Raw genomic sequence first — 21,651 nt, forward strand, 5'->3', positions numbered from 1 at the left:
CGCCGTGCGGCGAGCACATAGAGCACCGAAGAGTGCTCATTCTTTGGATATCTGCGAGAGCGCTTCTCTCTTCTATGATTCAAGCCATAGGAGGAGGGGAGTCATGGGGCAATACGATCCAGAGGGGTGGCAACGCGAGAATCCATTCACGAGTGGGCGCAATGAAATGAGTATCTTGTCAAAGCTCATTTTCACAATTGCGCTGCTCTTGATCGCCGCGCTTGCGTACAGATATCAGTCGGAGATTTGGCGTTTTTTGATCGGGCCTCCAGTTACCGTAGTTCCTGCTCCTCAACGACCTGTAGTTCAGTCGCCTGAACGGACAGTCGTTGCGCCAAAAATCAATGTGCCAGACGAGTCGCACGCAGAATCTACGGGCCAGATTTATCGATGTGGAAATACCTACAGCAATACACCCTGCGAGGGCGGTAAGCAGATTGCGCAGCCAAGCGGCGGGCCAAGCTCTAGGGAAATTTATCTTTGCAAGGACTTTCAAGGCAGTCTCACATGGGAAAGTGTTCCGTGCTCAGCAAACGGGCGTTTTATGGATCGCATTGCGCGTGTGCCGACCAATGTCTCTTGGGAGGAGCAAGTCGCAATTGCTAGACAGCAGAGAGATAAAGCCCATGCTATAGCTGCTGAGCAAGTCGTTCCTGTGGCTCGCCGCTCGACTGCTTCAACTCCCAGTGAATGTCAGGTGCTCGAGCAGCGCATTCGAGTGCTTGATGCTGAATGCCAAGTCAATGCATGTGGAATGGACAAGCTCGATAGCATCAGGTTCGCTCGAAAGGAGGCTCGCGATCGGCAATTCCGTATTGGTTGCTAGCCGATTCTGAAAATGGGGGCGTTCGCTGCCCCTTTTTTTTGTTCCGAAAGAGCTTGCTCCATTCTCAACATTTGCTTGACAAGTCTTTCGTTTTTACGCTTAAGAGCCTCGGCTCTTGCATAGTTGCCTGCAGCATGGTTGTAGGCAACCGCATCAATGCTTGCGATGCCCCAGCGTGACTCCCAAAACAAAGCTAGATGAACCGCGCGAGGGCACTGTCCTTCGCGGCGGTACTTCTTTATTGTTGAGGGCTTGAGGTCTAACAGGCGAGCAAGTTGCTTGTCGTCGTATTGCAGATCGTCAAGGATGTACATGAGATGGGGCAAGTGTGCAGGGTATGGAGCTCTAAACATTACCGTTAATTCGGCGTGCTCATTCCTGCAAGTCTTATTGCAAAAGGGCGTACTGCTACAATTAGCCTAGCATTTGCGATTAAACATAAGATACATCGTATCTACTAAAGAAGAAGTTCGGGAGTCGCCGGTTTGATCGCGACACCCGCTCTCAGATTGCTCAGAGCTTCCGGGCCATATACCGGAGCCTGGGCATGGATCTGCACGCCTAGTACATGCACCTCCTGACAGGCTCAGCGCCGGTTCTTTCTCAAGCTTTTTGCTGGCAAATGCACTCGCGCAGTTGGTGCGGAGCCCCTGCTTGGGCGAATAAGGCGTGCCGTCGAATCTGACATGGCGGATGCGGGAAGCAAACTGGCTTGCATGCTGACCTGATCACGCGCCTCCACCAAGGCTTTGAGGTCCGTGATGCGTTCATTGGCCGATTTCAGAGCTTGCTCTGCTGACAATTGCCCGCCTCGCGCCTGAACCAGGCTTTCTTCCGAGCGAACAAATCGCTCGTGCAGTTCTTCATAGCGGGCCTGCTGACGACGCTCGGTCTCTGCTGCCTGCTTTTTGGCTGCGCTGACTTCCTGGCGAGCACGGTCGAGCTCGCCCAGCATGCGTCGTTCGTTGCCGGCGAATTGCTCCGCCAATCGTTGACGCTCCGCAGAGGCTGCCTGCAGAGCCTCAGCATGCTGCTGTTGATCCGCTTCACGTTGGCGTCCTTTTTCTAGCAATTCGTTGCGCAAGCTCTGAATTTGAGCTTCTCGCTCCTGCAGCAATTGCTGCATCTCCTCCAGACGTCGAGACAGTTCCTGAGCCTGGCTGTTGGCCAGCTTCATGGCTTCGTCCATGGCGCTTCTTTGCTGTTGCATGACTTCTTCGCGCTGACCCAGCTGCTGCTGCTGGGCTTTCACGCTCTCTTCAGCAACCGAAATCTGGGTCTCTCGTGTCTGTAGCACCTGTTCCGCAGCCATCTTTGCTTGTTCCAGCGCGCTGTTCCACATCTGCTCCGCGGCCTGACGTACGGGCTCCGGGACCTGATCCACCAGCTCGTTTCCAGACTCTGCAACGCCCAATCTTTGACCAAGGGCTGCAAACCATGTCTCCAGCATCGGGCTGACTGTATTGGGAGAGCCTCTGCCGATGTGCTGACGCACGCGCTCAATGGTCGGTCGCAGGCCTTGGGCGATCAAGGCATCTGCTGCGGCCCATACATCGGCCTCTTGCACGCCTCTGGACGTTGTTTTTGGTGTATTGCTAGAAATATTCATATTTACTAACGATAAGAGAGCGTTATCGATATTTATTTGTTGGTTACGTAATACACATTACATAATATGTAATAAATATTATGTATTTAATTTTCATACAGAAGAATACATACATTAGCTCGGTTTTAGATCTCAAAAGCAACTCAAGAGTAGCTTTTAAGCTGCTGCTGTGAAAAATTCACCAATAAAACAAGCAAATTTATAGTCAATGAGCCTAGACAGAAATCACCAGCAAAGAAGCTTCTTGACACACTGTGTAAAGATCCAGATAAAGGATCGAAAATAGAGACATGGATTTCTCCAAGCCCTCCCCTCCTTCTTTGCTGGTATCAGATGAGGAGCAAGCTCTTGTCTTGCGTGTTGCTCCAGGCTGCGCCCTCGCCCCGCAAGCGCGTGACGCCATCCAGGAATTGATGCACGAGGGCGAGTCAGCAAATACGCGCAGCAGTTATCAAAGTGCCATGCGTTATTGGGCTGCGTGGCATGTGCTGCGGTTGGGCAGCACGATGCAATTGCCTCTGAGCGTGGCCAGCGTGCTGCAGTTCATCATTGATCATGCCCAGCGGCAGACTGCTGCAGGCTTGCAAAGCGAAATGCCGGAAGCGGTAGATGAGGCTTTGGTCGCCTCCGGATACAAGGCTAAAAAAGGCCCTCCCTCACATAGCACCTTGGTTCATCGCATGGCGGTTCTGTCCAAGGCACACCAGGTTCATGCACTTGCAAACCCCTGCCAGGATGGCGCAGTCAAGGAGTTGATGTCACGCACCCGCAAGGCCTACGCGCGACGCGGCGAATTGCCCCAGAAAAAGGAGGCATTGACGCGCGATGTTCTGGAGCAGTTGCTGGGCACCTGCGACGACAGCCTACGCGGGTTGCGTGACCGTGCACTTTTGCTTTTCGCCTGGGCCAGTGGCGGGCGGCGCCGTTCCGAGGTCGCAGGTGCCGACATGCGTTACCTACGGGCCGTGGGACAGAGCGATTTCATCTACACATTGGCTCACAGCAAAACCAACCAGAGCGGCACCGATGCGCCGGAAAATCACAAGCCCGTCACGGGCCGCGCGGCTATGGCCTTGAAGGCCTGGCTTGGCGCTGCACAGATCTCGGAAGGCGCTATCTTCAGGCGTATCCGCAAGGGCGGCCATGTGGCCGAACCGCTGACACCCGCTGCAGTGCGCAATATCGTTAAGCAACGCTGTGCGCTGGCGGGCGTGGAAGGCGATTTTTCTGCGCACTCATTACGCTCCGGTTTTGTGACCGAGGCAGGACGACGCAATCTGCCGCTGGCCGACACCATGGCCTTGACCGGGCATCAGAGCGTCAATACGGTGCTGGGATATTTCAGGGCAGATTCGGCGCTCAACAATCAGGCAGCCCGTATGCTGGATGAGGATTGATATTCCGAAAGCCAAGACTCACAAGGGTAAGGCCCTTGCACAAGCAGATCAACGAGCCATCCGTATAGCCAAGCCTCAGGTAATTGGCAAACTTGGTTCGGGCTGTGCTCCGACATCATGACTTGGGCAAGCTTCTAATGGAGCATGATGACGATCGCGCTCGTGTTGGCCCAAATATGGATCACGATGACAGCTCTGCCCTTGCACCTCTTCCAATGATCACCCCGGAACTGCTGGCACGTAAGCATGGACAAAAGTGAAGGGCGAGTCCGAAGATCTGGCGATATGAGCTATGCCTCTCTATGCCATCACACAAAAGCCTGAGTTGATTACCATCGGCCAGCCGTAATTCCCGACCTCAAGATACTTTAAATTACATCTTGCGGCATGAGCTGTGTCGTGATTGGGAGAAGAAGTTGGGCAGTACGCGAATAGCCGCGGCCTGCGTGGTCCTGGTGCAGGGAAGCGTTGTGCAGGCAGGCGGGCTGGATAGAACCGGACAAAGCCTTGAGCCGTTATTTGCGAAAGGAAATGTCCTCTCGGTAGATGTTTATCGCTCCAGGCCCAGCGTCAAAGGCACTGATGTGCTGGGCCAATCCACCGGGCAAGTGGCAGACGCATACACGCAGTGGGGCTTTGCCTACAAGCAGGAGCTGACTCCTCAGACCTCGATGCTGATCATGCTGTCGCGCCCTTTCGGGCTGGACATTCACTATGGCGTCCAGCAATCTTCGTTGCTAGGCGGTACCGAGGCCCGTGTCAGTACCCATGAACTGATGGGAGCGCTGCGCTACCGATGGGATGAACAATGGGGTGTTCATGGAGGCCTGCGCATGCAGCGCTCTGAAGGCAATGTGGGCTTCGGCGGGTTGGCTTTTGGGGCTGCGCACGGTTACCGGGTGGACTTTCGCCCCAGCACCGAGCCAGGCTATCTGCTGGGCCTGAGCTATGAACGCCCCGATGTCTCTTTGCGAATGGCCGCAACCTACTACTCAGCCATTCACCACAAAATGAGCACGCGTGAAAACGTGCTGCCCGTGACAACGACCACCTCTTCGACATCGCCCCAAAGCTTCAACCTTGATGTTCAGGCAGCCATCGCACCGAGTACGCTGGCTTTCGGGCAGATTCGCTGGATGCAGTGGAGCCAGTTCAAGCTCAGTCCGCAAGTCTTTGCGGCAGCAACGAACGGCGGCAGTCTGACCGATCTGGAAGACACCACCACCTACACGCTGGGTCTGGGGCAAAAGCTGTCCTCTCAATGGTCCGGGTTTGTCTCGGTATCTTATGACCGCAGCAAACATACCAACGCTCCGTCGGCGTTGCGACCCAGCAATGGGCGCGTCGGCTACGCCCTCGGTGTGAGTTATCAGGACCCGCGTTTCAAGCTCACCCCATGGATCAGTTATCAGCGCCTGGGGGCGGCAGATATCTCGCTAGTCAACTATCCAATAGCAAGCTTTAGGCAAAGCTCGGCCATGGTGTTTGGTGTCAAGCTTGACTACACCTTTTGAAGCGATTCAAGTGCGGCTCAGATTGGCCAGAGTGCTACTGCAGTCATTCTCAGGGTTCAGCCTCGGAATGTGAAAACGTGGTTCAGGGCATCTCCTGAACCACGTCTACCACAGGCTCTAACCCAGGGCGGCAATCACATCGGCGGGCGCCTGCACCAGCTCGATCAGCACGCCCTCGCCGGCAATCGGAAACTCGTCATTGCTCTTGGGGTGCAGAAAAGTGATGTCATAGCCTGCCGCTCCCTTGCGGATACCGCCGGGAGCAAATCGCACGCCATTGGCCGTCAGCCATTCCACGGCCTTGGGCAGATCGTCGATCCACAGGCCGATGTGGTTCAGCGGCGTGGCATGCACGGCGGGCTTTTTCGCTATGTCCATGGGCTGCATGATGTCCACTTCCACCTTCATCGCGCCCCGCCCCATGGCCAGAATGTCCTCGTCCACGTTTTCGCGCTCGCTCTGAAAGGTGCCGGTCTGCTCCAGGCCCAGCATGTCCACCCACAGCTTTTTCATGCGCTGTTTATCGGTGCCGCCGATGGCGACTTGCTGAATGCCCAGAACCTTGAAAGGACGATTGCTCATGAATGACTCCTTGATTAATAGCTTAAAGCGCAATACTGGTAAGCGCCAGAACCGATTTCTATTGAAATATCAGACCTCGCCCAGCAACCAGCTGCTGGCCATGGCAAAGTATTCGCGCAGCCAGGCATTGAATCGCGTGGCCAAAGGGGTAGGAGCCGCCACGGGATAGACCTGAGGCAGATCCTGCCGCTTCGCAATGTCCATGGCGCGCATCAGATGAAAGTCGCTGCTGACCATGGCCATGGGCGCATCCGCAGCCACGCCGCGCTCGGCCAGCAAGGGCCGGCTGAGCTTGAGGTTCAGCTCGGTGCTGGTGCTGAGCTTTTCCAGCACCAGCCGCTGCGCAGCAATACCGTGGCGCTGCTGCAGATAGCGGGCCATGACCTCGGCCTCAGACTCTTTTTCACCCCAATCGACACCGCCGCAAACGGCGACCAAGGCCTGGGGCTGCAGCTTGGCCAGTTCTGCTGCCGTATCCAGTCGCGCAGCCAGAACCGGCCTGGGGTGACCATCGAGCGTGCCGCTGCCCAGCACCACAATGGATTGCACGGGCGGCACTTGCTGCGGCGCAAGACCCAGACCGAAAAGGTGGCTCCAGAACCAGAAAAGGCTGATCAGCCACAGCGCCAGGCCGGTCCAGGCAAGCAACCAGAGCCTTGCATGCAGGGCTCTGGCTGCACGCCAGTGCTGCACGGCCTGCCATTTCCAGCTCAGCCCCAAGGCCGTAGCGCCCAAGCCGGCGGGCAACACCACACCGACATTGAAATGCCCCATGCCCATCAGTACCAGAGCATCGACAAGCAGCAGCGCCCCCAACATAGCCAGCAGCGCACGCGCCAATCTGGCAGGGCGGGAAATCGTTGTATCTGCTTTCAATGTCATAGCTACTAGCTGAATCTGGATAAAGGATAGAGCCGATCTTATTGAAAATTGGAAAGCCCGCAGAGCCAAAGCCGTGCGGGCTTTTGCTTCGGGGCCTTATGCTCAGACCATATCGGCTCTGAACAGAGGCCCCGAAAAGTTCTCATCACTCGAATTCCAGAATGATGTCGTCCACCGCCAGCGAGTCGCCCTTGGCGGCGCTGATCTTGCTGACCACACCGTCCTGGGCTGCGAACAAGATGTTCTCCATCTTCATGGCTTCGATGACGGCCAGCTTCTCGCCGGCCTGCACCTTCTGGCCGGGCTGCACGGCGACATCGACCAGCAGGCCTGGCATGGGCGAGAGCAGAAACTTGGACAGATCGGGCGGAGCCTTGTAAGGCATGAGCTTGTGCATCTCGGCGCCCTTGGGCGAGAGCACCAGCACATCGGCTTGTGTGCCGTTGTGGATGACGCGCAGGGCCAGCGGGTTCTTGCCGTTGCCGCGCTCGATCTGGCAGGTGAACGCCTTGCCGTTGCAGACGCCGCGCACGACCAGATCGCGAATGTCGGCATTGCTGCGGAACTCGTAGGCCTTGTCGCCGATGACGACCTTGCAAACGCGCGCCTGGGCATCAAAGTCGGTCACCTCGCCAGTCACATACTGGTTCTTGCCTTCAGCCCCCAGAACCACGGCGGTGTACTTCTCGCCCACCTGCACCTGGTGGCCTTGCATCTGGCCGGTGATGGTCGATGCACGCGCACGGTAGCGGCGATTGCGGAACAGGGCCAGAGCCACCAGGAAGTCGGGGTCATCGTGGGGCACGTCCTCGGCATGGAAGCCGTCGGCATAGTGTTGGGCGATGAAGCCGGTGTTGAACTTGCCCGAGACAAAGTCCGGGTGCGCCAGCAGGGCCGCCTGGAACGGGATGTTGGAGCTGATGCCGCGGATGGCAAAGCCGTTGAGCGCTTCGCGGGCCTTGGCAATGGCGTCGTTGCGATCCTTGCCGTGCACGATGAGCTTGGCAATCATCGAGTCGTAGTACATTGGGATCTCGCCGCCGTCGTAGACGCCGGTATCCACACGCACGCCGCTCAGATGCTCGGTGTCGGACTGCCACATGGTCTGCTCGGGCGGCGCAAAGCGAACCAGACGGCCGGTCGAAGGCAGGAAGTTGCGGAACGGGTCTTCGGCGTTGATACGGCACTCGATGGCCCAGCCGTCGCGCTTTACATCTGTTTGGGTGAAAGCCAGCTTTTCACCCGCGGCCACACGAATCATCTGCTCGACCAGATCGAGTCCGGTGATGCATTCGGTCACCGGGTGCTCGACCTGCAGACGGGTATTCATCTCTAGGAAGTAGAAGTCCTGGTCCTTGCCGACCACGAACTCCACGGTGCCGGCGCTCTGGTACTTGACGGCCTTGGCCAGGGCCACGGCCTGCTCGCCCATGGCCTTGCGGGTGGCGTCGCTGATAAACGGCGAAGGCGCTTCCTCGATCACCTTCTGGTGACGGCGCTGAATCGAGCATTCGCGCTCGTTCAGGTAAACCACATTGCCGTGGCTGTCGCCCAGAATCTGGATTTCGATATGGCGGGGCTCCTGCACGAACTTCTCGATGAAGATGCGGTCGTCGCCAAAGCTGTTGCGCGCTTCGTTCTGGCACGAGGCAAAACCTTCAAAGGCTTCCTTGTCGTTGAAGGCCACGCGCAAACCCTTGCCGCCGCCACCGGCCGAGGCCTTGATCATCACGGGGTAGCCAATGCCCTTGGCGATTTCCACGGCCTGCTCGGGGCCGGCGATGGCGTCGTTGTAGCCGGGGATGGTGTTGACTTTGGCCTCGCCGGCCAGCTTCTTGGACGCGATCTTGTCGCCCATGGCCGCGATGGAATGTGACTTGGGGCCGATGAAGGCTATGCCTTCTTCTTCGCAACGCCTGGCAAAGCCCTCGTTCTCCGAGAGAAAACCGTAGCCTGGGTGAACTGCCTGTGCGCCGGTCTGCTTGCAGGCTTCAATGATTTTCTCGCCCAGCAGATAGGACTCGCGGCTAGGCGCAGGACCCAGGCGCACGGCCTCGTCGGCCAGCTTGACATGGCGGGCATCCTTGTCGGCGTCGGAGTAGACCGCCACGGTCTGGATGCCCATCTTGCGGGCGGTGGCGATCACGCGGCAAGCGATTTCGCCGCGGTTGGCAATCAGGATCTTGGTAAACATGGATAAATCTCCTGGTTCTTCTTGTTCTTACAGAGGGATGTTCCCGTGCTTGCGCCAGGGGTTGTCCAGCTGCTTGTTCTTGAGCATCTCCAGCGAACGGCAGATGCGCTTGCGCGTTTCATGCGGCTGGATCACATCGTCGATAAATCCACGGGCTCCGGCCACGAACGGATTGGCAAAGCGTTCTTTGTATTCGGCTTCGCGGGCGGCCAGCTTGACGGGATCGTTCTTGTCTTCGCGGAAGATGATTTCCACCGCACCCTTGGCGCCCATCACGGCAATCTCGGCATGGGGCCAGGCCAGGTTCACGTCGCCGCGCAAATGCTTGGAGGCCATCACGTCGTAGGCTCCGCCATAGGCCTTGCGGGTGATGACGGTGATCTTCGGCACCGTGGCTTCGGCATACGCATACAGCAGCTTGGCACCGTGCTTGATGATGCCGCCATACTCCTGAGAGGTGCCGGGCATGAAACCGGGTACGTCCACGAAGGTGACCACGGGGATGTTGAAGGCATCGCAAAAGCGCACAAAGCGCGCGGCCTTGATGGAGGACTTGATATCCAGGCAGCCTGCCAGCACCAGGGGCTGATTGGCCACGACGCCCACGGTCTGGCCAGCCATGCGGGCAAAACCGATGACGATGTTCTTGGCGTACTCGGGCTGCAGCTCGAAGAAATCGCCATCGTCCACGGTCTTGAGGATCAGCTCCTTCATGTCGTAGGGCTTGTTGGCGTTTTCGGGCACCAGCGTATCCAGCGACATGTCGGCGCGGCCCACGGGGTCCGTGGTTTCGCGCACAGGAGCCTTTTCCTTGTTGTTCAAGGGCAGGTAGTTATAGAGGCGACGCAGCATCATCAGTGCTTCCACGTCGTTGTCGAATGCCATATCGGCCACGCCGCTCTTGGTGGTGTGGGTGATGGCCCCGCCCAGCTCTTCGGCCGTGACTTCCTCGTGCGTCACGGTCTTCACGACTTCGGGACCGGTCACGAACATATAGGAGCTGTCCTTGACCATGAAGATGAAGTCGGTCATGGCCGGCGAGTACACGGCGCCGCCGGCACTGGGGCCCATGATCATGGAGATCTGGGGCACCACGCCCGAGGCCAGCACATTCTTCTGGAACACATCGGCATAGCCGCCCAGGGAGGCCACACCTTCCTGGATACGCGCACCGCCCGAGTCGTTGAGGCCAATGACGGGTGCGCCGACCTTCATGGCCTGATCCATCACCTTGCAGATCTTCTCGGCATGGGTTTCGGACAGCGCACCGCCGAACACCGTGAAGTCCTGGCTGAACACAAAGACCAGACGGCCGTTGATCATGCCGTAGCCGGTGACCACGCCGTCACCGGGGATCTTGGTGTTTTCCATGCCGAAGTCCGTGCAGCGGTGCTCCACGAACATATCCCACTCTTCAAAAGTGCCGTCGTCCAGCAGCAGCTCGATACGCTCGCGCGCCGTCAGCTTGCCTTTCTTGTGCTGCGCATCGATGCGCTTTTGTCCCCCACCCAGCCGAGCGAGTTCTCGCTTGGCTTCCAGCTGCTTCAGGATATCGTCTTGCATGCTTGTCCTCTAACGTGATTTGGGTTGCTTGTCTCGCAATGGTGATGCTGCGATGCTATGGTAATAAGAGCTTCTAGCGCCTACTGCATTTGGGCTAGAAGCAGATTTCTTGCTGCGGTACTGGCGGCGATACGACCCGCTGCCACAGCGTCCTGAAGGACGGGGAGCATGGCCTTGACCTGCGGATGCTGGCGAAACGCCTGCTTGAGGCCGAAGTCGATGCGCTCCCACATCCAGGCCAATGCCTGCTTCTCGCGGCGCAGGGCCAGGCGGCCGTTGGCGGTTTGCAGTTCCCTGAAGCTGCTGACTGCAGCCCAGAACCCCTCCACGCCCTGGCCCAGCAAGGCACTGATCTGCAGCACCCGCGGCTGCCATAGCGCGCCAGTGTTGGCGTGGTCGGGATTGCCGTGCATGCCCAGCAGGCGCAGGCTCGATGTGATCTGGGCCTGGGCACGCGTGGCAGCATGGGGGTCGATGTCCGCCTTGTTGATGACCACCAGGTCGGCCAGCTCCATCACGCCCTTCTTGATGGCCTGCAGATCGTCGCCCGCATTGGGCAGCTGCAGCACGCAGAACATGTCCGTCATGCCGTGCACGGCGATCTCGCTCTGGCCCACGCCCACGGTTTCGACGATGACCACGTCGTAGCCCGCGGCCTCGCAGACCAGCATGGCCTCGCGCGTCTTTTCGGCCACGCCGCCCAGCGTGCCGCTGCTGGGGCTGGGGCGGATATAGGCCTCGAGCCGCATGGACAGTTGCTCCATGCGGGTCTTGTCGCCGAGGATGGAGCCGCCCGAGACGGTGCTGGACGGATCGATCGCCAGCACGGCCACACGCAGCCCCTTCTCTATCAGGTACAGGCCCAGGGCTTCGATGAAGGTGGATTTGCCAACACCCGGCACGCCGCTGATGCCAAGGCGAAACGCCTTGCCCGTATGCGGCAGCAGAGCGGTGAGAAGGCCGTCCGCCTGTTCACGGTGGTCGGCCCGGGAGGATTCAAGCAAGGTAATGGCCTTTGCCATGGCCCGGCGCTGCACGGCAGGGTTGCCGCGCAGGATGCCGTCTAGCATTTGCTCAGGGGTCACGTCGCGATCGCCTTTGCTATCGATGCTTGCCGGCCGATCAGAGACCGTTGGCCTTCTTGATCTGCTCCAGCACATCCTTGGCGCTGGCGGGAATGGGAGTGCCGGGGCCGTAGACACCCTTGACGCCCGCGTTGTAGAGGAAATCATAGTCCTGGGCGGGAATCACGCCGCCCACGAAGACGATGATGTCGTCGGCGCCCTGCTTCTTGAGCTCGGCAATGATGGCCGGCACCAAAGTCTTGTGCCCGGCGGCCAGCGTGGAGACACCCACGGCGTGCACATCGTTCTCGATGGCCTGGCGCGCGCATTCTTCGGGGGTCTGGAACAGCGGCCCCATGTCCACGTCGAAACCCAGGTCGGCAAAGGCGGTGGCGACCACCTTGGCGCCGCGGTCGTGACCGTCCTGACCCAGCTTGGCTATCATCACGCGGGGGCGCCGGCCCATGGCCTGCGAAGCGGTGTTGATCTCTTCCTTGAGCTTGTCCCAGCCTTCGGCCGAGTCATAAGCGGCAGCGTACACACCGGTCACCTTCTGGGTATCGGCGCGGTGGCGGCCAAACGCCTTTTCCATCGCGTCGGAGACTTCACCCACCGTGGCGCGCAGGCGCACGGCCTTGATGGACAGATCCAGCAGATTGCCTTCGCCGGACTCTGCTGCAGCAGTGATAGCAGCCAGCGCAGCCTCCACTTGGGCTGTATCGCGTTTTGCCTTGATATCCTTCAAGCGGGCAATCTGGCTATCGCGCACCTTGACGTTGTCCACGTCCAGAATTTCAATCGGGTCTTCCTTGGCCAGCTTGTACTTGTTGACTCCAACGATAACTTCCTTGCCGGAGTCAATGCGGGCCTGCTTTTCGGCGGCGGCGGCTTCGATCTTGAGTTTGGCCCAGCCGCTGTCCACCGCGGCGGTCATGCCGCCCATGGCGTCGACTTCCTCGATGATGGCCCAGGCCTTGTCGGCCATTTCCTGGGTCAGCTTTTCCATCATGTAGGAGCCGGCCCAGGGGTCGATCACATTGGTGATGTGGGTCTCTTCCTGAATGATCAGCTGGGTGTTGCGCGCGATGCGGGCCGAGAACTCCGTCGGCAGGGCAATGGCTTCGTCCAGCGCATTGGTGTGCAGCGACTGGGTGCCGCCAAACACGGCTGCCATGGCTTCGATCGTAGTGCGAACCACGTTGTTGTAGGGATCCTGCTCGGTCAGCGACCAACCCGAGGTCTGGCTGTGGGTACGCAGCATCAGGCTCTTGGGGTTCTTGGCATCGAAGCCCTTCATGATGCGGCACCACAGCAGGCGCGCGGCACGCATCTTGGCCACTTCCAGATAGAAATTCATGCCGACGGCCCAGAAGAAGGACAGTCGGCCCGCAAAAGCGTCCACGTCCATGCCCTTGGCGATGGCGGTCTTCACATATTCCTTGCCGTCGGCCAGCGTGAAAGCCATCTCCAGCGCCTGGTTGGCACCGGCTTCCTGCATGTGATAGCCCGAGATCGATATCGAGTTGAACTTGGGCATGTTCTGGCTCGTGTACTCGATGATGTCGCCAATGATCTTCATCGACGGCTTGGGCGGGTAGATATAGGTGTTGCGCACCATGAACTCTTTCAGAATATCGTTCTGAATCGTTCCGGCCAGCTGGTCTTGAGACACGCCCTGCTCTTCGGCGGCCACCACATAGCCGGCCAGCACAGGCAGCACGGCACCGTTCATGGTCATGGACACCGAGACCTTGTCCAGGGGGATCTCGTTGAAGAGGATCTTCATGTCCTCGACCGAATCGATGGCCACACCGGCCTTGCCCACATCACCCGTCACACGTGGATGATCAGAGTCATAGCCGCGGTGGGTAGCCAGATCAAAAGCGACAGAAACGCCCTGACCGCCGGCGGCCAGTGCCTTGCGGTAGAAGGCATTGGATTCTTCGGCGGTGGAGAAACCCGCGTACTGGCGAATCGTCCAGGGACGGCCTGCATACATGGTGGCCTGAGGGCCGCGGATATAGGGAGCAAAGCCCGGCAGCGTGTTGGTATGGGCCAGATCGGCCGTGTCTTCGGCCGTGTACAGAGGCTTGACGGTGATGCCGTCGGGCGTGAGCCAGTTCAGATTGTTGATGTCTCCACCAGGAGCAGCCTTGTTGGCTGCCTTGGTCCAGGCCTGCAGATCAGCAGCGGGGAATTCGGTCTGGCCCTGTGCTGTCGGGTTCTCTTGGCTCATGTTGTCTCTCGTATGCGGTGCGCGCAGTGAAGTTTGGAATTTCGGTGAACTACCTAGAGGTGCAGATAGTGTACATGATTCATAATTATGAATTCAAAATACTTAAGACTTACAATCACGTGTAATGACAAGCAAAACCCTTACACCCAGCGCGCTATACGAGCAAGTTGCCGAGCAGCTGCGTCAACGCATCTTCCAGCGCGAGCTGGAGCCTGGCGCATGGATCGACGAGCTCAAAATTGCCGAGGAATACGGCATCAGTCGCACGCCCCTGCGTGAAGCACTGAAAGTGCTGGCGGCCGAAGGCCTTGTGACCATGAAGGTCCGCAGGGGTGCTTATGTGACCGAGGTCTCACGCAAGGACATTGCGGACGTTTATCACCTGCTGAGCTTGCTTGAAGCCGATGCAGCAGGTGTGGTGGCAGAACAGGCCACTGATGAAGAATTGCAGCATCTGGCGCAGACGCATGAAGAGCTCAAGCTGCAGACCGCAGACGCCGAACGCTTTTTCGCTCTCAACGAGAGTTTTCACATGCAGATTTTGGAGATTGCTAACAATCGCTGGCGCAATCAATTGGTGGCAGACCTGCGTAAGGTCATGAAGCTCAATCGCCACAAATCGCTATTCAAACAAGGTCGTATTGAGGATTCGTTGGCTGAGCATGAGGCCATTATGCAGGCCTTGCTGCAGCGCGATTCCAAGCAAGCAGCCCAGGCTGTGCGGCTACATTTTGGCAATGGGCTACAAGCCGCAGTTTGATAATGCATACCAGTGCATTCGCATAAGATTGCAGGCAATATTCCTACAGAATGGAAGTATTCCTACCGATAGATAGACATTCAACTACCAACTGCGTGCGATGCTCCTAGGGTAAATGTCTGTGCGTCTTTCATACATTTGGAACACAAGTCATGCAGTCCCATTTCTTTTGGAGTCAAGCTCCTGGCACATCCCTGCTGCAAGGTGAATATGACTTGGGTCTGGTACTGCTGTCACTGATGGTCAGCAGTATTGCTGCGGGTCAAGCCTTGCGTCTTGCAGCTTTTGCAAGACTGGCCCTCACCTCCCAATTACGTGGCTGGGCCATTGCCAGTGGCTCGCTGGCGCTGGGAACGGGAATCTGGGCCATGCATTTTATTGGCATGCTGGCCTATAAGCCCCATGCAGCCGTGCAGTACGACCTGCCGCTGACCATTCTCTCCATACTGCCGGGAATTGGTGCTTCGGCCGTTGCCATCACCTTGTTGGCCAAGGCCGAACTGAACAGCAAGCAACTGGTACTCGGAGGCATCATCATGGGTGCAGGCATTGCGACCATGCACTACAGCGGAATGGGCGCCATGCGCATGGAGCACATGGCGCAGTACTCCCCCATCTGGTTTGCCATCTCTTTGTTGCTAGGGGTTGTACTGGCAATGCTGGCGCTGTGGGTACGCTTTGGCCTGGCACGGCTTAGCGATCAGCTCTCCCTCGGGGTGAAGGCACTTGCCGCCATCATCATGGGCTGCGCTGTCGCGGGCATGCACTACACCGCCATGCTGGCGCTGCGTACCTCTACTCCTGAGAGTGCTCACGCCAGCAGCGCTGCACACAGCGACAACCAACTAGTCCTGGCTCTGGTCATTGCCCTGGTCACACTGAGCATTGGTGGCCTTATCGGACAGGCCAACGGATTGCTGCACTACCGCACACGCTGGCAGCAAGTGGACATGAATGAAGCACGCTTGCGTGCGCTGGTTCAGATGGCCGCCGATGGAATCATCAGCATTGACACCCAGGGCAATATTCAGGAATACAACCCTGCTGCCGAAGCCATCTTTGGCTGGTCTGCGGAAGAGGTTGTGGGCCAGAACGTGAAAATGCTGATGCCTGTCGCACTGGCCCATCACCACGATCACTACATTCAACGCCACGAACAGGGCCAAATAAACGCCCAGCCACCCTTGCGCAACAAGATCTCCGAAGTGCTGGGTCAACACAAGAATGGGACATTGATTCCGTTGCGGCTGGCCCTGAGCCAAGCGGAATCACGAGGTCAGCGTATGTATGTGGGCGTGCTGACCGATCTGTCTGATCGCAAAAAAACCGAACGGCAGTTGCATATCGCTGCGACCGTGTTCGATCATTGCTTTGAAGGCGTGATGGTGCTGGACGCCAATCGACGCGTGGTCGACATCAACCCTGCTTTTGCGCGCATGGCAGGGATATCACGCCACAGCGCTAGAAACAAAGATTTCATCGCCCTCTTCCACGGCAATGAAGACGATGCCAGCATCACCGATATGTGGACGGAGGTTGGCCGCAATGGTCATTGGCAGGGAAGCTGGAGGATGCGTCATAACGACTCCCTGCAAGAAGTTTCCATCACCGCAGTACGTGATGAGCAGCACCGCCTGCACCATTACATTGCCATCTGCTATCAGTCTGTCAGACAGGAGCTGGCCTCGTTGATATAGAGGAAGGACTGGCTTGTAACGCTATCATTCCTGAAACTACAGGAAAACAGCATGATCCAGGCGGATGTACTCGATATGGATTCCTCTTTGCCACCAAGCATCGGCCAGGCAAAGACACTGCCCCAGTTGCTGGCACTGCGCACCAAGGCAACTCCGAATGCTGAGGCTTATCGAGAATTCGATGAAAAATCCAATCAATGGAAAAGTTTGAGCTGGATCCAAACTGCTCAGAGAGTCGCCGACTGGTCAAGAGCATTGATGGCATCAGAGCTGCCCCCAGGAGCAAGAGTTGCCATTTTGCTGCCCAACGGACTGGATGCCATGTGCCTCGACCAGGCTTGCTTGCGTTGCGGAATGGTGCCGGTACCTTTGCATGCCATCGACAATGCCGGCAGCATCGCCTATATCCTGAAAGACTCTCAATCCAGCCTGCTGATGCTATCGCAGCTACAAACCTGGGAGCAAATTTGCGCCATTGGAGAAGAGCTACCGTATCTGCAAACGGTTGTGGTAGCGCCCCCAGGCAAACAAGCAGGAGTGCTGTACGACTACCCCGCAGATGAAAGGCATCAAGGCAATCTCCGGGAGATTCCGATAAACATACTGAGCCGGGAAAGCTGGCTGGAGCAAGGCAAGGCGCAAAACAACGCATTACCCATCCCTCCGGCCGAGTCTGAGCTGGCTGGCATTGTCTATACCTCAGGAACGACCGGAAAACCCAAGGGAGTAATGCTGACTCATTGCAATGTGGTCAGTGATGTCCATGCAGTCATGCAACGTGTCCAAGCCACAGAGCAGGACATATTTCTCTCGTTTCTCCCGCTTTCCCATACGTTCGAGCGCACCACTGGCTATTATTTTGCGATAGCCACTGGCTCTTGCGTGGCCTATGCACGCTCTGTCGCCTTGCTTGCAGCGGATCTGAAGGAAGTCAAGCCGACGGTGCTGATTTCTGTACCGCGCATTTATGAGCGTGTATATGCCAAAGTGCAGGAAGCATTGGCTCACGCGCCCCACAAACAAAAACTTTTCAGAGCAGCCGTTCAGAAGGGCTGGAAAGTATTTTGTGAAAAACAGAGCATTAAAAATGCCACAGACTATGTTCAAGACTCTGAAATCAACAGTGGTTGGGCAAGCTGTTTACCCTGGTTTGTACTTCAATCTTTGGTCGCCAAGCCAATGCTTGCACAGTTTGGTGGTCGCTTGCGGGTTGCGGTCAGTGGTGGCGCGCCCCTCTCTCCGACGATTTCCCAATGCTTTTTAGGACTGGGCCTGCCCATGATCCAAGGCTATGGCATGACCGAGACCTCTCCTGTTGTCAGCGCCAATGCTTTGGAAGACAACCATCCAGAGACCGTTGGCAAAGTCTTGCCTGGAGTGGCGGTGCGCATCGGGGAGGACCAGGAGTTGCAAGTTCGCGGCCCCATTGTGATGAAAGGCTACTGGAATCGTCCAGAAGACACTGCTCGTGCCTTTACCCAGGATGGCTGGTTAAAAACCGGCGACCAGGCTGCAATTGAAAATGACCGTATTCTTATTAAAGGCCGCATCAAGGAAATCATAGTCACATCCACAGGAGAGAAAGTTCCACCCAACGATGTTGAGCAAGCAATCATGGTGGATCCATTGTTCGAGCAGGTTTTCGTTGTTGGCGAGGATCGCCCGTTCATTGCATGTGTGGCTGTTCTCAACCAAGTGGAATGGGCAGAGATTGCCCGGTCTTTAGGGCTTGATCCCCGCGCTGAAAGCAGTCTTCAGCATGCGGCGGCAGAGCGAGCCGTGCTTGCTAGAATTGAGAAACAGACATCCAGCTTTGCCAAATACGCGGTACCGCGTGCAGTGCATCCGGTGCTGGAGCCCTGGACAATCGACAACGGGCTAATGACCCCTACCCTCAAGCTCAAGCGAAAGAATCTGATGGCGCATTACACGGAGGCGATTGAGCAGATGTATGGCAAACCCGCAGACCGCTGGAAAAGGGAACCTTCTTGAGTTTCTAAGGGCTGGAACAGCCCTTCATTTATCTGAGCTCATTCCTTGATATTGAATTATCAACACATGTAAGTTACATTAAATAAATTACAAGTCTCAAACCTCAAAATTTCCGCACCGACTAAACCTGCATCGTTTTACATCTGAGAGACTTGGGTAGTTCATTCATAAATTACTCGTCACTTTTTGACGTTGCAGATTCTCTCTGCAATGCTCCGACCCCACTGGCTATGAAATATGAGCGGCGCGCAAAGGCCGAGAAACCCTCCCGAGCCCCTACTTTCCCTCTTGCTTCTTGAGCCACTCGATAACGATATCTGACACCGGTTTTTCATATCCACGGTAGTCGTGCTTCGCGCCGTGGACTTCAACTTGTACAAAATTCTCGGATACAAGAGGTTTTCGAAAAGATGCAGCTCTCGCATCCATGTCGTTGTCGCCATAAATATCGATAACAGGGATCTTCACTTTTCGCAGATTCAGATTGGTGTTAACAGGCTCTTTACCACCTGCAGTTAATCTGACTCCTATGAACCCCACAACTGGGGCAGCAGGATTGCTTGCCAGGAAACCTGTAGTCATGCGCCCACCCATGCTGTGACCCATAAGGTAAATACGCTCGACTCCTCTTTGCGTCTTCAGATATTCAATTGCAGCCTGGATCCGTTGATAGGCCTCTGGAAACGATGCCGCAAGTTCTGGCGAATCCGGCGAATCTGCGCCAGGGACCGGCATGCGCAAAGAAAAAGTGTGGAACCCTAGATCCTTGTGAATGGAGCGCCGCAGTGGTCCGACCACATTACCGTCCGGAGAGTTTCCTCTGCCGTGTGCCAAGACAACTCCTACCTTGGAGTCCTTCCCGTCTAGGTATTCGCCTTGAGGCGTCTGCGCCACAACGTTCGTTACCAAGACACAGCTGCAAATCAAGATCAGTGATTTGAGTACTGACATGACAGAAGCCTCCTAGGTAAAAGCCAACTCTGAAATGACTATTTCGTGCCTCAATAAGACGCATATCTAGAGACCGCGTCACGCCTTCACTTCAAGCACCTGCTCAAATCCCCCAAAGATCATGCGTTTGCCGTCGAAGGGCATGGGCAGGTTGCCGGGAGTGGAAGGATCCATGCGCGGGTCGTCCATCATTTTCTTCATGGCTGAGTCACGTGTGGCCTTGTCCGGCCATTCGACCCATGAGAAAGCCACGGTCTCCTCAGCCGTAGCCAGTACCGAGCGTCGGAAGTCGGTAACTTTGCCATCGGGAACATCATCTCCCCAACCCTCGATCACACGGATCGCTCCCAGCTCGATGAATATCGGGTCGAATTTGCGCGCATGCTCAATGAACTTCGCCTTGTTTGCTGTGGGGACAGCGATCACGAAACCATCGATATATGACATGTGTCCACTCCTGTTAGGTTGAACAGGCGGCGCGTGAGCAGCACCGCTTCAGAATGCCCTTCAGGCCAAGCATGGCTTGGCAAGATTCCTTATGGCGAAGGGCTAACAGAACAAGCCTGATCTTCAAACTCGATATCAGCTGAAATCAATAATCACAGAGGCACTGCGCCTTGCGCCCAGCTACTTGCTTTCCAGCAGCGTGTCAGGCCCCACGTTCGAAGGGGCTTCCTCGGCAGCTGCGGCCTTACGCTGTGCCTTCTCGGCCTTTTTTTTCTTCTTCTCTTGCTCGCGCTGTCGTTTTTCGAATTGGTAGTTTGGTTTGGGCACCGGACGGTTCCTTTTGTGGTTTGCGTTACCCACCATACTCCATATGCTGGTTCTGCGAACTCTTATCTCTACTGAGACTGTGTGGTCAGCCAGCAAAGTAGCATGCGTCAAGTCAAGGAGTTAGATGTGCCGAAACGCGGATGGCATGGCCCACCTGGCCCGCCCCCATGCCACGATGCCTTTTGCATCGCTGACATAATCCTGCAGTATCTGCTTGAGGGTGACGAGACCTTGAACAGGCTGGCCAGTCGCCTGGGCCTCCTCGATTTCTGCTTCACATCTCCCCAGCCATTCCTGGGCAAGAGCGCGCCGGGTGAACATCTTGGCCTCGGAAAGAGTCAGTTCTCCGCCCTCCTTCAGACGGATCTGAGCCCGAAACGATACGACACCCTTGGCACTCTTTCGCTGGGTGATGGTTCCCATCAGTGCTCCATGAAATTCGTGGTGCACCAATGCAGCATTCAGTGTCAAAAAAACCGGCAAAACGGGGTAACCAAGGTCAATTTTCAGTGCACCACAAGGCACTTTTTGTAGTATGAGCACCGAGCAAACCTTTAAAAAACAATCAGATAGCAGCATGTGGCGCATGTCGGTGGCCCCTATGATGGACTGGACAGACAAGCATTGCCGCTTTTTTCACCGGCTGCTGAGTCAGCACACCCTGCTCTACACCGAGATGGTGACTACGGGCGCATTGATTCATGGCGACGTCAAGCGTCATCTGCGTTTTGAGGCACAGGAACATCCTGTCGCACTGCAATTGGGCGGCAGCGAGCCTGCGGACCTCGCGCAAAGCGCGCACCTTGGTCAGCAATGGGGTTATGACGAGATCAATCTCAACTGCGGCTGCCCCAGCGAGCGTGTACAACGCGGCGCATTCGGCGCTTGCTTGATGAACGAAGCATCGTTGGTTGCAGATTGTGTCAAGGCCATGGTTGATGTGGTTGATGTGCCGGTGACCGTCAAGCACCGCATCGGCATCGACAAGATCGAGAGCTATGACTTTGTCCGCGACTTTGTGGGCACCGTTGCCGAAGCGGGCTGCGAAGTCTTTATCGTCCATGCGCGCAACGCCTGGCTCAAAGGTCTGTCGCCCAAGGAAAACCGTGAGGTTCCCCCTCTTCGCTATGAAGTCGTGGCTCAGCTCAAGCGTGATTTCCCCAGACTCACGATTGCGGTCAATGGCGGCATCAAAACTGACGATGTAGTGCAGCAGCAGCTCAACCAGGTCGATGGCGTGATGGTTGGCCGCGAGGCCTATCACAACCCCTGGTGGCTGGCTTCATGGGATGCGCTTTACTATCAGGACGGGAGCATCGAGCGTTCACGGGAAAGCGTTGAAGAGCAAATGGTGCTCTATATGGAGCATGAGGCCCGAGAACACGGAACCCATTGGTATTCCATCGCCCGTCACATGCTGGGTCTGCGCAACGGGCTTGCCGGCGCCCGCCGCTGGCGCCAGGTCTGGAGCGATCACAAGCTCAAAACCTTGCCTCCACACGAAGTGATGAAGCTCGCCCGCACCAAGCCCGTTCAGGCCGAAGCGCTGAGCCTCTAAGGCGCTTCAGAGCCCTGGAGTCAAAACCTTGGCAGCTCAGTAATTACCTGCG

19 protein-coding genes are annotated in these 21,651 nt (G+C 56.9%); 7 read left to right on the forward strand and 12 right to left on the reverse strand.

Annotated elements, in window-relative coordinates; all coding sequences use genetic code 11:
- Positions 1-103 precede the first annotated feature (103 nt).
- Positions 104-826 (forward strand): hypothetical protein, encoded by a 723-nt coding sequence (locus QMY55_RS11895; protein ID WP_283488792.1) that lies wholly within the window; start codon positions 104-106, stop codon positions 824-826.
- Here the strand turns inward: QMY55_RS11895 and QMY55_RS11900 are convergent.
- Positions 823-1,140 (reverse strand): hypothetical protein, encoded by a 318-nt coding sequence (locus tag QMY55_RS11900; protein ID WP_283488793.1) that lies wholly within the window; start codon positions 1,138-1,140, stop codon positions 823-825. The genes QMY55_RS11895 and QMY55_RS11900 overlap by 4 nt on opposite strands.
- A gap of 272 nt (positions 1,141-1,412) precedes the next feature.
- Positions 1,413-2,435 carry a DNA-binding protein gene (locus QMY55_RS11905; protein WP_283488794.1) on the reverse strand — a complete coding sequence of 341 codons (1,023 nt, stop codon included), beginning with the start codon at positions 2,433-2,435 and terminating at the stop codon, positions 1,413-1,415.
- Positions 2,436-2,725: 290 nt separating this feature from the next.
- Between QMY55_RS11905 and QMY55_RS11910 the strand changes: the two genes are divergently transcribed.
- Positions 2,726-3,832, forward strand: a complete 1,107-nt coding sequence (locus QMY55_RS11910; RefSeq protein WP_283488795.1) for a site-specific integrase — start codon at positions 2,726-2,728, stop codon at positions 3,830-3,832.
- Between the two features lie 584 nt (positions 3,833-4,416).
- Positions 4,417-5,346, forward strand: coding sequence for an outer membrane protein transport protein (locus QMY55_RS11915; RefSeq protein ID WP_283488796.1), 930 nt, complete (start codon positions 4,417-4,419; stop codon positions 5,344-5,346).
- A gap of 117 nt (positions 5,347-5,463) precedes the next feature.
- Here QMY55_RS11915 and QMY55_RS11920 read toward each other — a convergent pair whose 3' ends face one another.
- The 6 genes from QMY55_RS11920 to scpA all read right to left on the reverse strand — a co-directional run bounded on the left by QMY55_RS11920 (position 5,464) and on the right by scpA (position 13,867).
- Positions 5,464-5,928, reverse strand: coding sequence for a VOC family protein (locus tag QMY55_RS11920; protein ID WP_283488797.1), 465 nt, complete (start codon positions 5,926-5,928; stop codon positions 5,464-5,466).
- A 69-nt stretch (positions 5,929-5,997) separates the two neighbouring features.
- Positions 5,998-6,810, reverse strand: coding sequence for a YdcF family protein (locus QMY55_RS11925; RefSeq protein WP_283488798.1), 813 nt, complete (start codon positions 6,808-6,810; stop codon positions 5,998-6,000).
- Between the two features lie 145 nt (positions 6,811-6,955).
- Positions 6,956-9,004, reverse strand: coding sequence for an acetyl-CoA carboxylase biotin carboxylase subunit (locus tag QMY55_RS11930; RefSeq protein ID WP_283488799.1), 2,049 nt, complete (start codon positions 9,002-9,004; stop codon positions 6,956-6,958).
- Between the two features lie 27 nt (positions 9,005-9,031).
- Positions 9,032-10,567, reverse strand: a complete 1,536-nt coding sequence (locus tag QMY55_RS11935; protein WP_283488800.1) for an acyl-CoA carboxylase subunit beta — start codon at positions 10,565-10,567, stop codon at positions 9,032-9,034.
- Between the two features lie 80 nt (positions 10,568-10,647).
- Complete coding sequence (meaB, locus tag QMY55_RS11940; RefSeq protein ID WP_283488801.1) at positions 10,648-11,652, reverse strand: methylmalonyl Co-A mutase-associated GTPase MeaB; 1,005 nt, start codon at positions 11,650-11,652, stop codon at positions 10,648-10,650.
- 37 nt (positions 11,653-11,689) lie between these two features.
- Positions 11,690-13,867, reverse strand: coding sequence for a methylmalonyl-CoA mutase (gene scpA / locus QMY55_RS11945; RefSeq protein ID WP_283488802.1), 2,178 nt, complete (start codon positions 13,865-13,867; stop codon positions 11,690-11,692).
- A gap of 124 nt (positions 13,868-13,991) precedes the next feature.
- Between scpA and QMY55_RS11950 the strand changes: the two genes are divergently transcribed.
- The 3 genes from QMY55_RS11950 to QMY55_RS11960 all read left to right on the forward strand — a co-directional run bounded on the left by QMY55_RS11950 (position 13,992) and on the right by QMY55_RS11960 (position 18,316).
- Complete coding sequence (locus QMY55_RS11950; RefSeq protein WP_283488803.1) at positions 13,992-14,627, forward strand: GntR family transcriptional regulator; 636 nt, start codon at positions 13,992-13,994, stop codon at positions 14,625-14,627.
- Between the two features lie 152 nt (positions 14,628-14,779).
- The gene (locus QMY55_RS11955) at positions 14,780-16,324 is read left to right on the forward strand and encodes an MHYT domain-containing protein (RefSeq protein WP_283488804.1); all 1,545 of its coding nucleotides are present in this window, start codon (positions 14,780-14,782) and stop codon (positions 16,322-16,324) included.
- 51 nt (positions 16,325-16,375) lie between these two features.
- Positions 16,376-18,316, forward strand: a complete 1,941-nt coding sequence (locus QMY55_RS11960; protein WP_283488805.1) for an AMP-dependent synthetase/ligase — start codon at positions 16,376-16,378, stop codon at positions 18,314-18,316.
- Positions 18,317-18,592: 276 nt separating this feature from the next.
- On the opposite strand, the gene QMY55_RS11965 is transcribed toward QMY55_RS11960, so the two are convergent.
- The 4 genes from QMY55_RS11965 to QMY55_RS11980 form a co-directional block, all read right to left on the reverse strand.
- A complete protein-coding gene (locus QMY55_RS11965) occupies positions 18,593-19,267 on the reverse strand; it encodes an alpha/beta fold hydrolase (protein ID WP_283488806.1) in 675 nt (224 codons plus the stop codon).
- Positions 19,268-19,345: 78 nt separating this feature from the next.
- On the reverse strand, positions 19,346-19,714 hold the full coding sequence (locus tag QMY55_RS11970; protein ID WP_283488807.1) for a DUF1428 domain-containing protein: 369 nt from the start codon (positions 19,712-19,714) through the stop codon (positions 19,346-19,348).
- 180 nt (positions 19,715-19,894) lie between these two features.
- Entirely contained in the window at positions 19,895-20,077 is a 183-nt protein-coding gene (locus QMY55_RS11975) for a hypothetical protein (RefSeq protein ID WP_283489067.1), read from the reverse strand.
- A gap of 84 nt (positions 20,078-20,161) precedes the next feature.
- Complete coding sequence (locus QMY55_RS11980; RefSeq protein WP_283488808.1) at positions 20,162-20,629, reverse strand: hypothetical protein; 468 nt, start codon at positions 20,627-20,629, stop codon at positions 20,162-20,164.
- Here QMY55_RS11980 and dusA point away from each other — a divergent pair.
- Positions 20,619-21,599, forward strand: coding sequence for a tRNA dihydrouridine(20/20a) synthase DusA (gene dusA, locus QMY55_RS11985; RefSeq protein WP_283488809.1), 981 nt, complete (start codon positions 20,619-20,621; stop codon positions 21,597-21,599). The genes QMY55_RS11980 and dusA overlap by 11 nt on opposite strands.
- The last annotated feature ends 52 nt before the right edge of the window (positions 21,600-21,651 follow it).

Origin of the sequence: Comamonas resistens (assembly GCF_030064165.1) — a bacterium.
Taxonomy (GTDB): Bacteria; Pseudomonadota; Gammaproteobacteria; order Burkholderiales; family Burkholderiaceae_C; genus Comamonas; species Comamonas resistens.

What these genes read in the sequence shown, in the direction of transcription:
- QMY55_RS11935 (WP_283488800.1), bottom strand. Translation starts at nt 10,567, where the DNA reads ATGCAAGACGATATCCTGAAGCAGCTGGAAGCCAAGCGAGAACTCGCT.
- QMY55_RS11910 (WP_283488795.1), top strand. Translation starts at nt 2,726, where the DNA reads ATGGATTTCTCCAAGCCCTCCCCTCCTTCTTTGCTGGTATCAGATGAG.
- QMY55_RS11960 (WP_283488805.1), top strand. Translation starts at nt 16,376, where the DNA reads ATGATCCAGGCGGATGTACTCGATATGGATTCCTCTTTGCCACCAAGC.
- QMY55_RS11965 (WP_283488806.1), bottom strand. Translation starts at nt 19,267, where the DNA reads ATGTCAGTACTCAAATCACTGATCTTGATTTGCAGCTGTGTCTTGGTA.
- QMY55_RS11955 (WP_283488804.1), top strand. Translation starts at nt 14,780, where the DNA reads ATGCAGTCCCATTTCTTTTGGAGTCAAGCTCCTGGCACATCCCTGCTG.
- QMY55_RS11920 (WP_283488797.1), bottom strand. Translation starts at nt 5,928, where the DNA reads ATGAGCAATCGTCCTTTCAAGGTTCTGGGCATTCAGCAAGTCGCCATC.
- QMY55_RS11950 (WP_283488803.1), top strand. Translation starts at nt 13,992, where the DNA reads ATGACAAGCAAAACCCTTACACCCAGCGCGCTATACGAGCAAGTTGCC.
- QMY55_RS11925 (WP_283488798.1), bottom strand. Translation starts at nt 6,810, where the DNA reads ATGACATTGAAAGCAGATACAACGATTTCCCGCCCTGCCAGATTGGCG.
- dusA (WP_283488809.1), top strand. Translation starts at nt 20,619, where the DNA reads ATGTGGCGCATGTCGGTGGCCCCTATGATGGACTGGACAGACAAGCAT.
- QMY55_RS11905 (WP_283488794.1), bottom strand. Translation starts at nt 2,435, where the DNA reads ATGAATATTTCTAGCAATACACCAAAAACAACGTCCAGAGGCGTGCAA.
- QMY55_RS11975 (WP_283489067.1), bottom strand. Translation starts at nt 20,077, where the DNA reads ATGGTGGGTAACGCAAACCACAAAAGGAACCGTCCGGTGCCCAAACCA.
- QMY55_RS11895 (WP_283488792.1), top strand. Translation starts at nt 104, where the DNA reads ATGGGGCAATACGATCCAGAGGGGTGGCAACGCGAGAATCCATTCACG.
- QMY55_RS11970 (WP_283488807.1), bottom strand. Translation starts at nt 19,714, where the DNA reads ATGTCATATATCGATGGTTTCGTGATCGCTGTCCCCACAGCAAACAAG.
- QMY55_RS11930 (WP_283488799.1), bottom strand. Translation starts at nt 9,004, where the DNA reads ATGTTTACCAAGATCCTGATTGCCAACCGCGGCGAAATCGCTTGCCGC.
- QMY55_RS11980 (WP_283488808.1), bottom strand. Translation starts at nt 20,629, where the DNA reads ATGCGCCACATGCTGCTATCTGATTGTTTTTTAAAGGTTTGCTCGGTG.
- scpA (WP_283488802.1), bottom strand. Translation starts at nt 13,867, where the DNA reads ATGAGCCAAGAGAACCCGACAGCACAGGGCCAGACCGAATTCCCCGCT.
- QMY55_RS11900 (WP_283488793.1), bottom strand. Translation starts at nt 1,140, where the DNA reads ATGTACATCCTTGACGATCTGCAATACGACGACAAGCAACTTGCTCGC.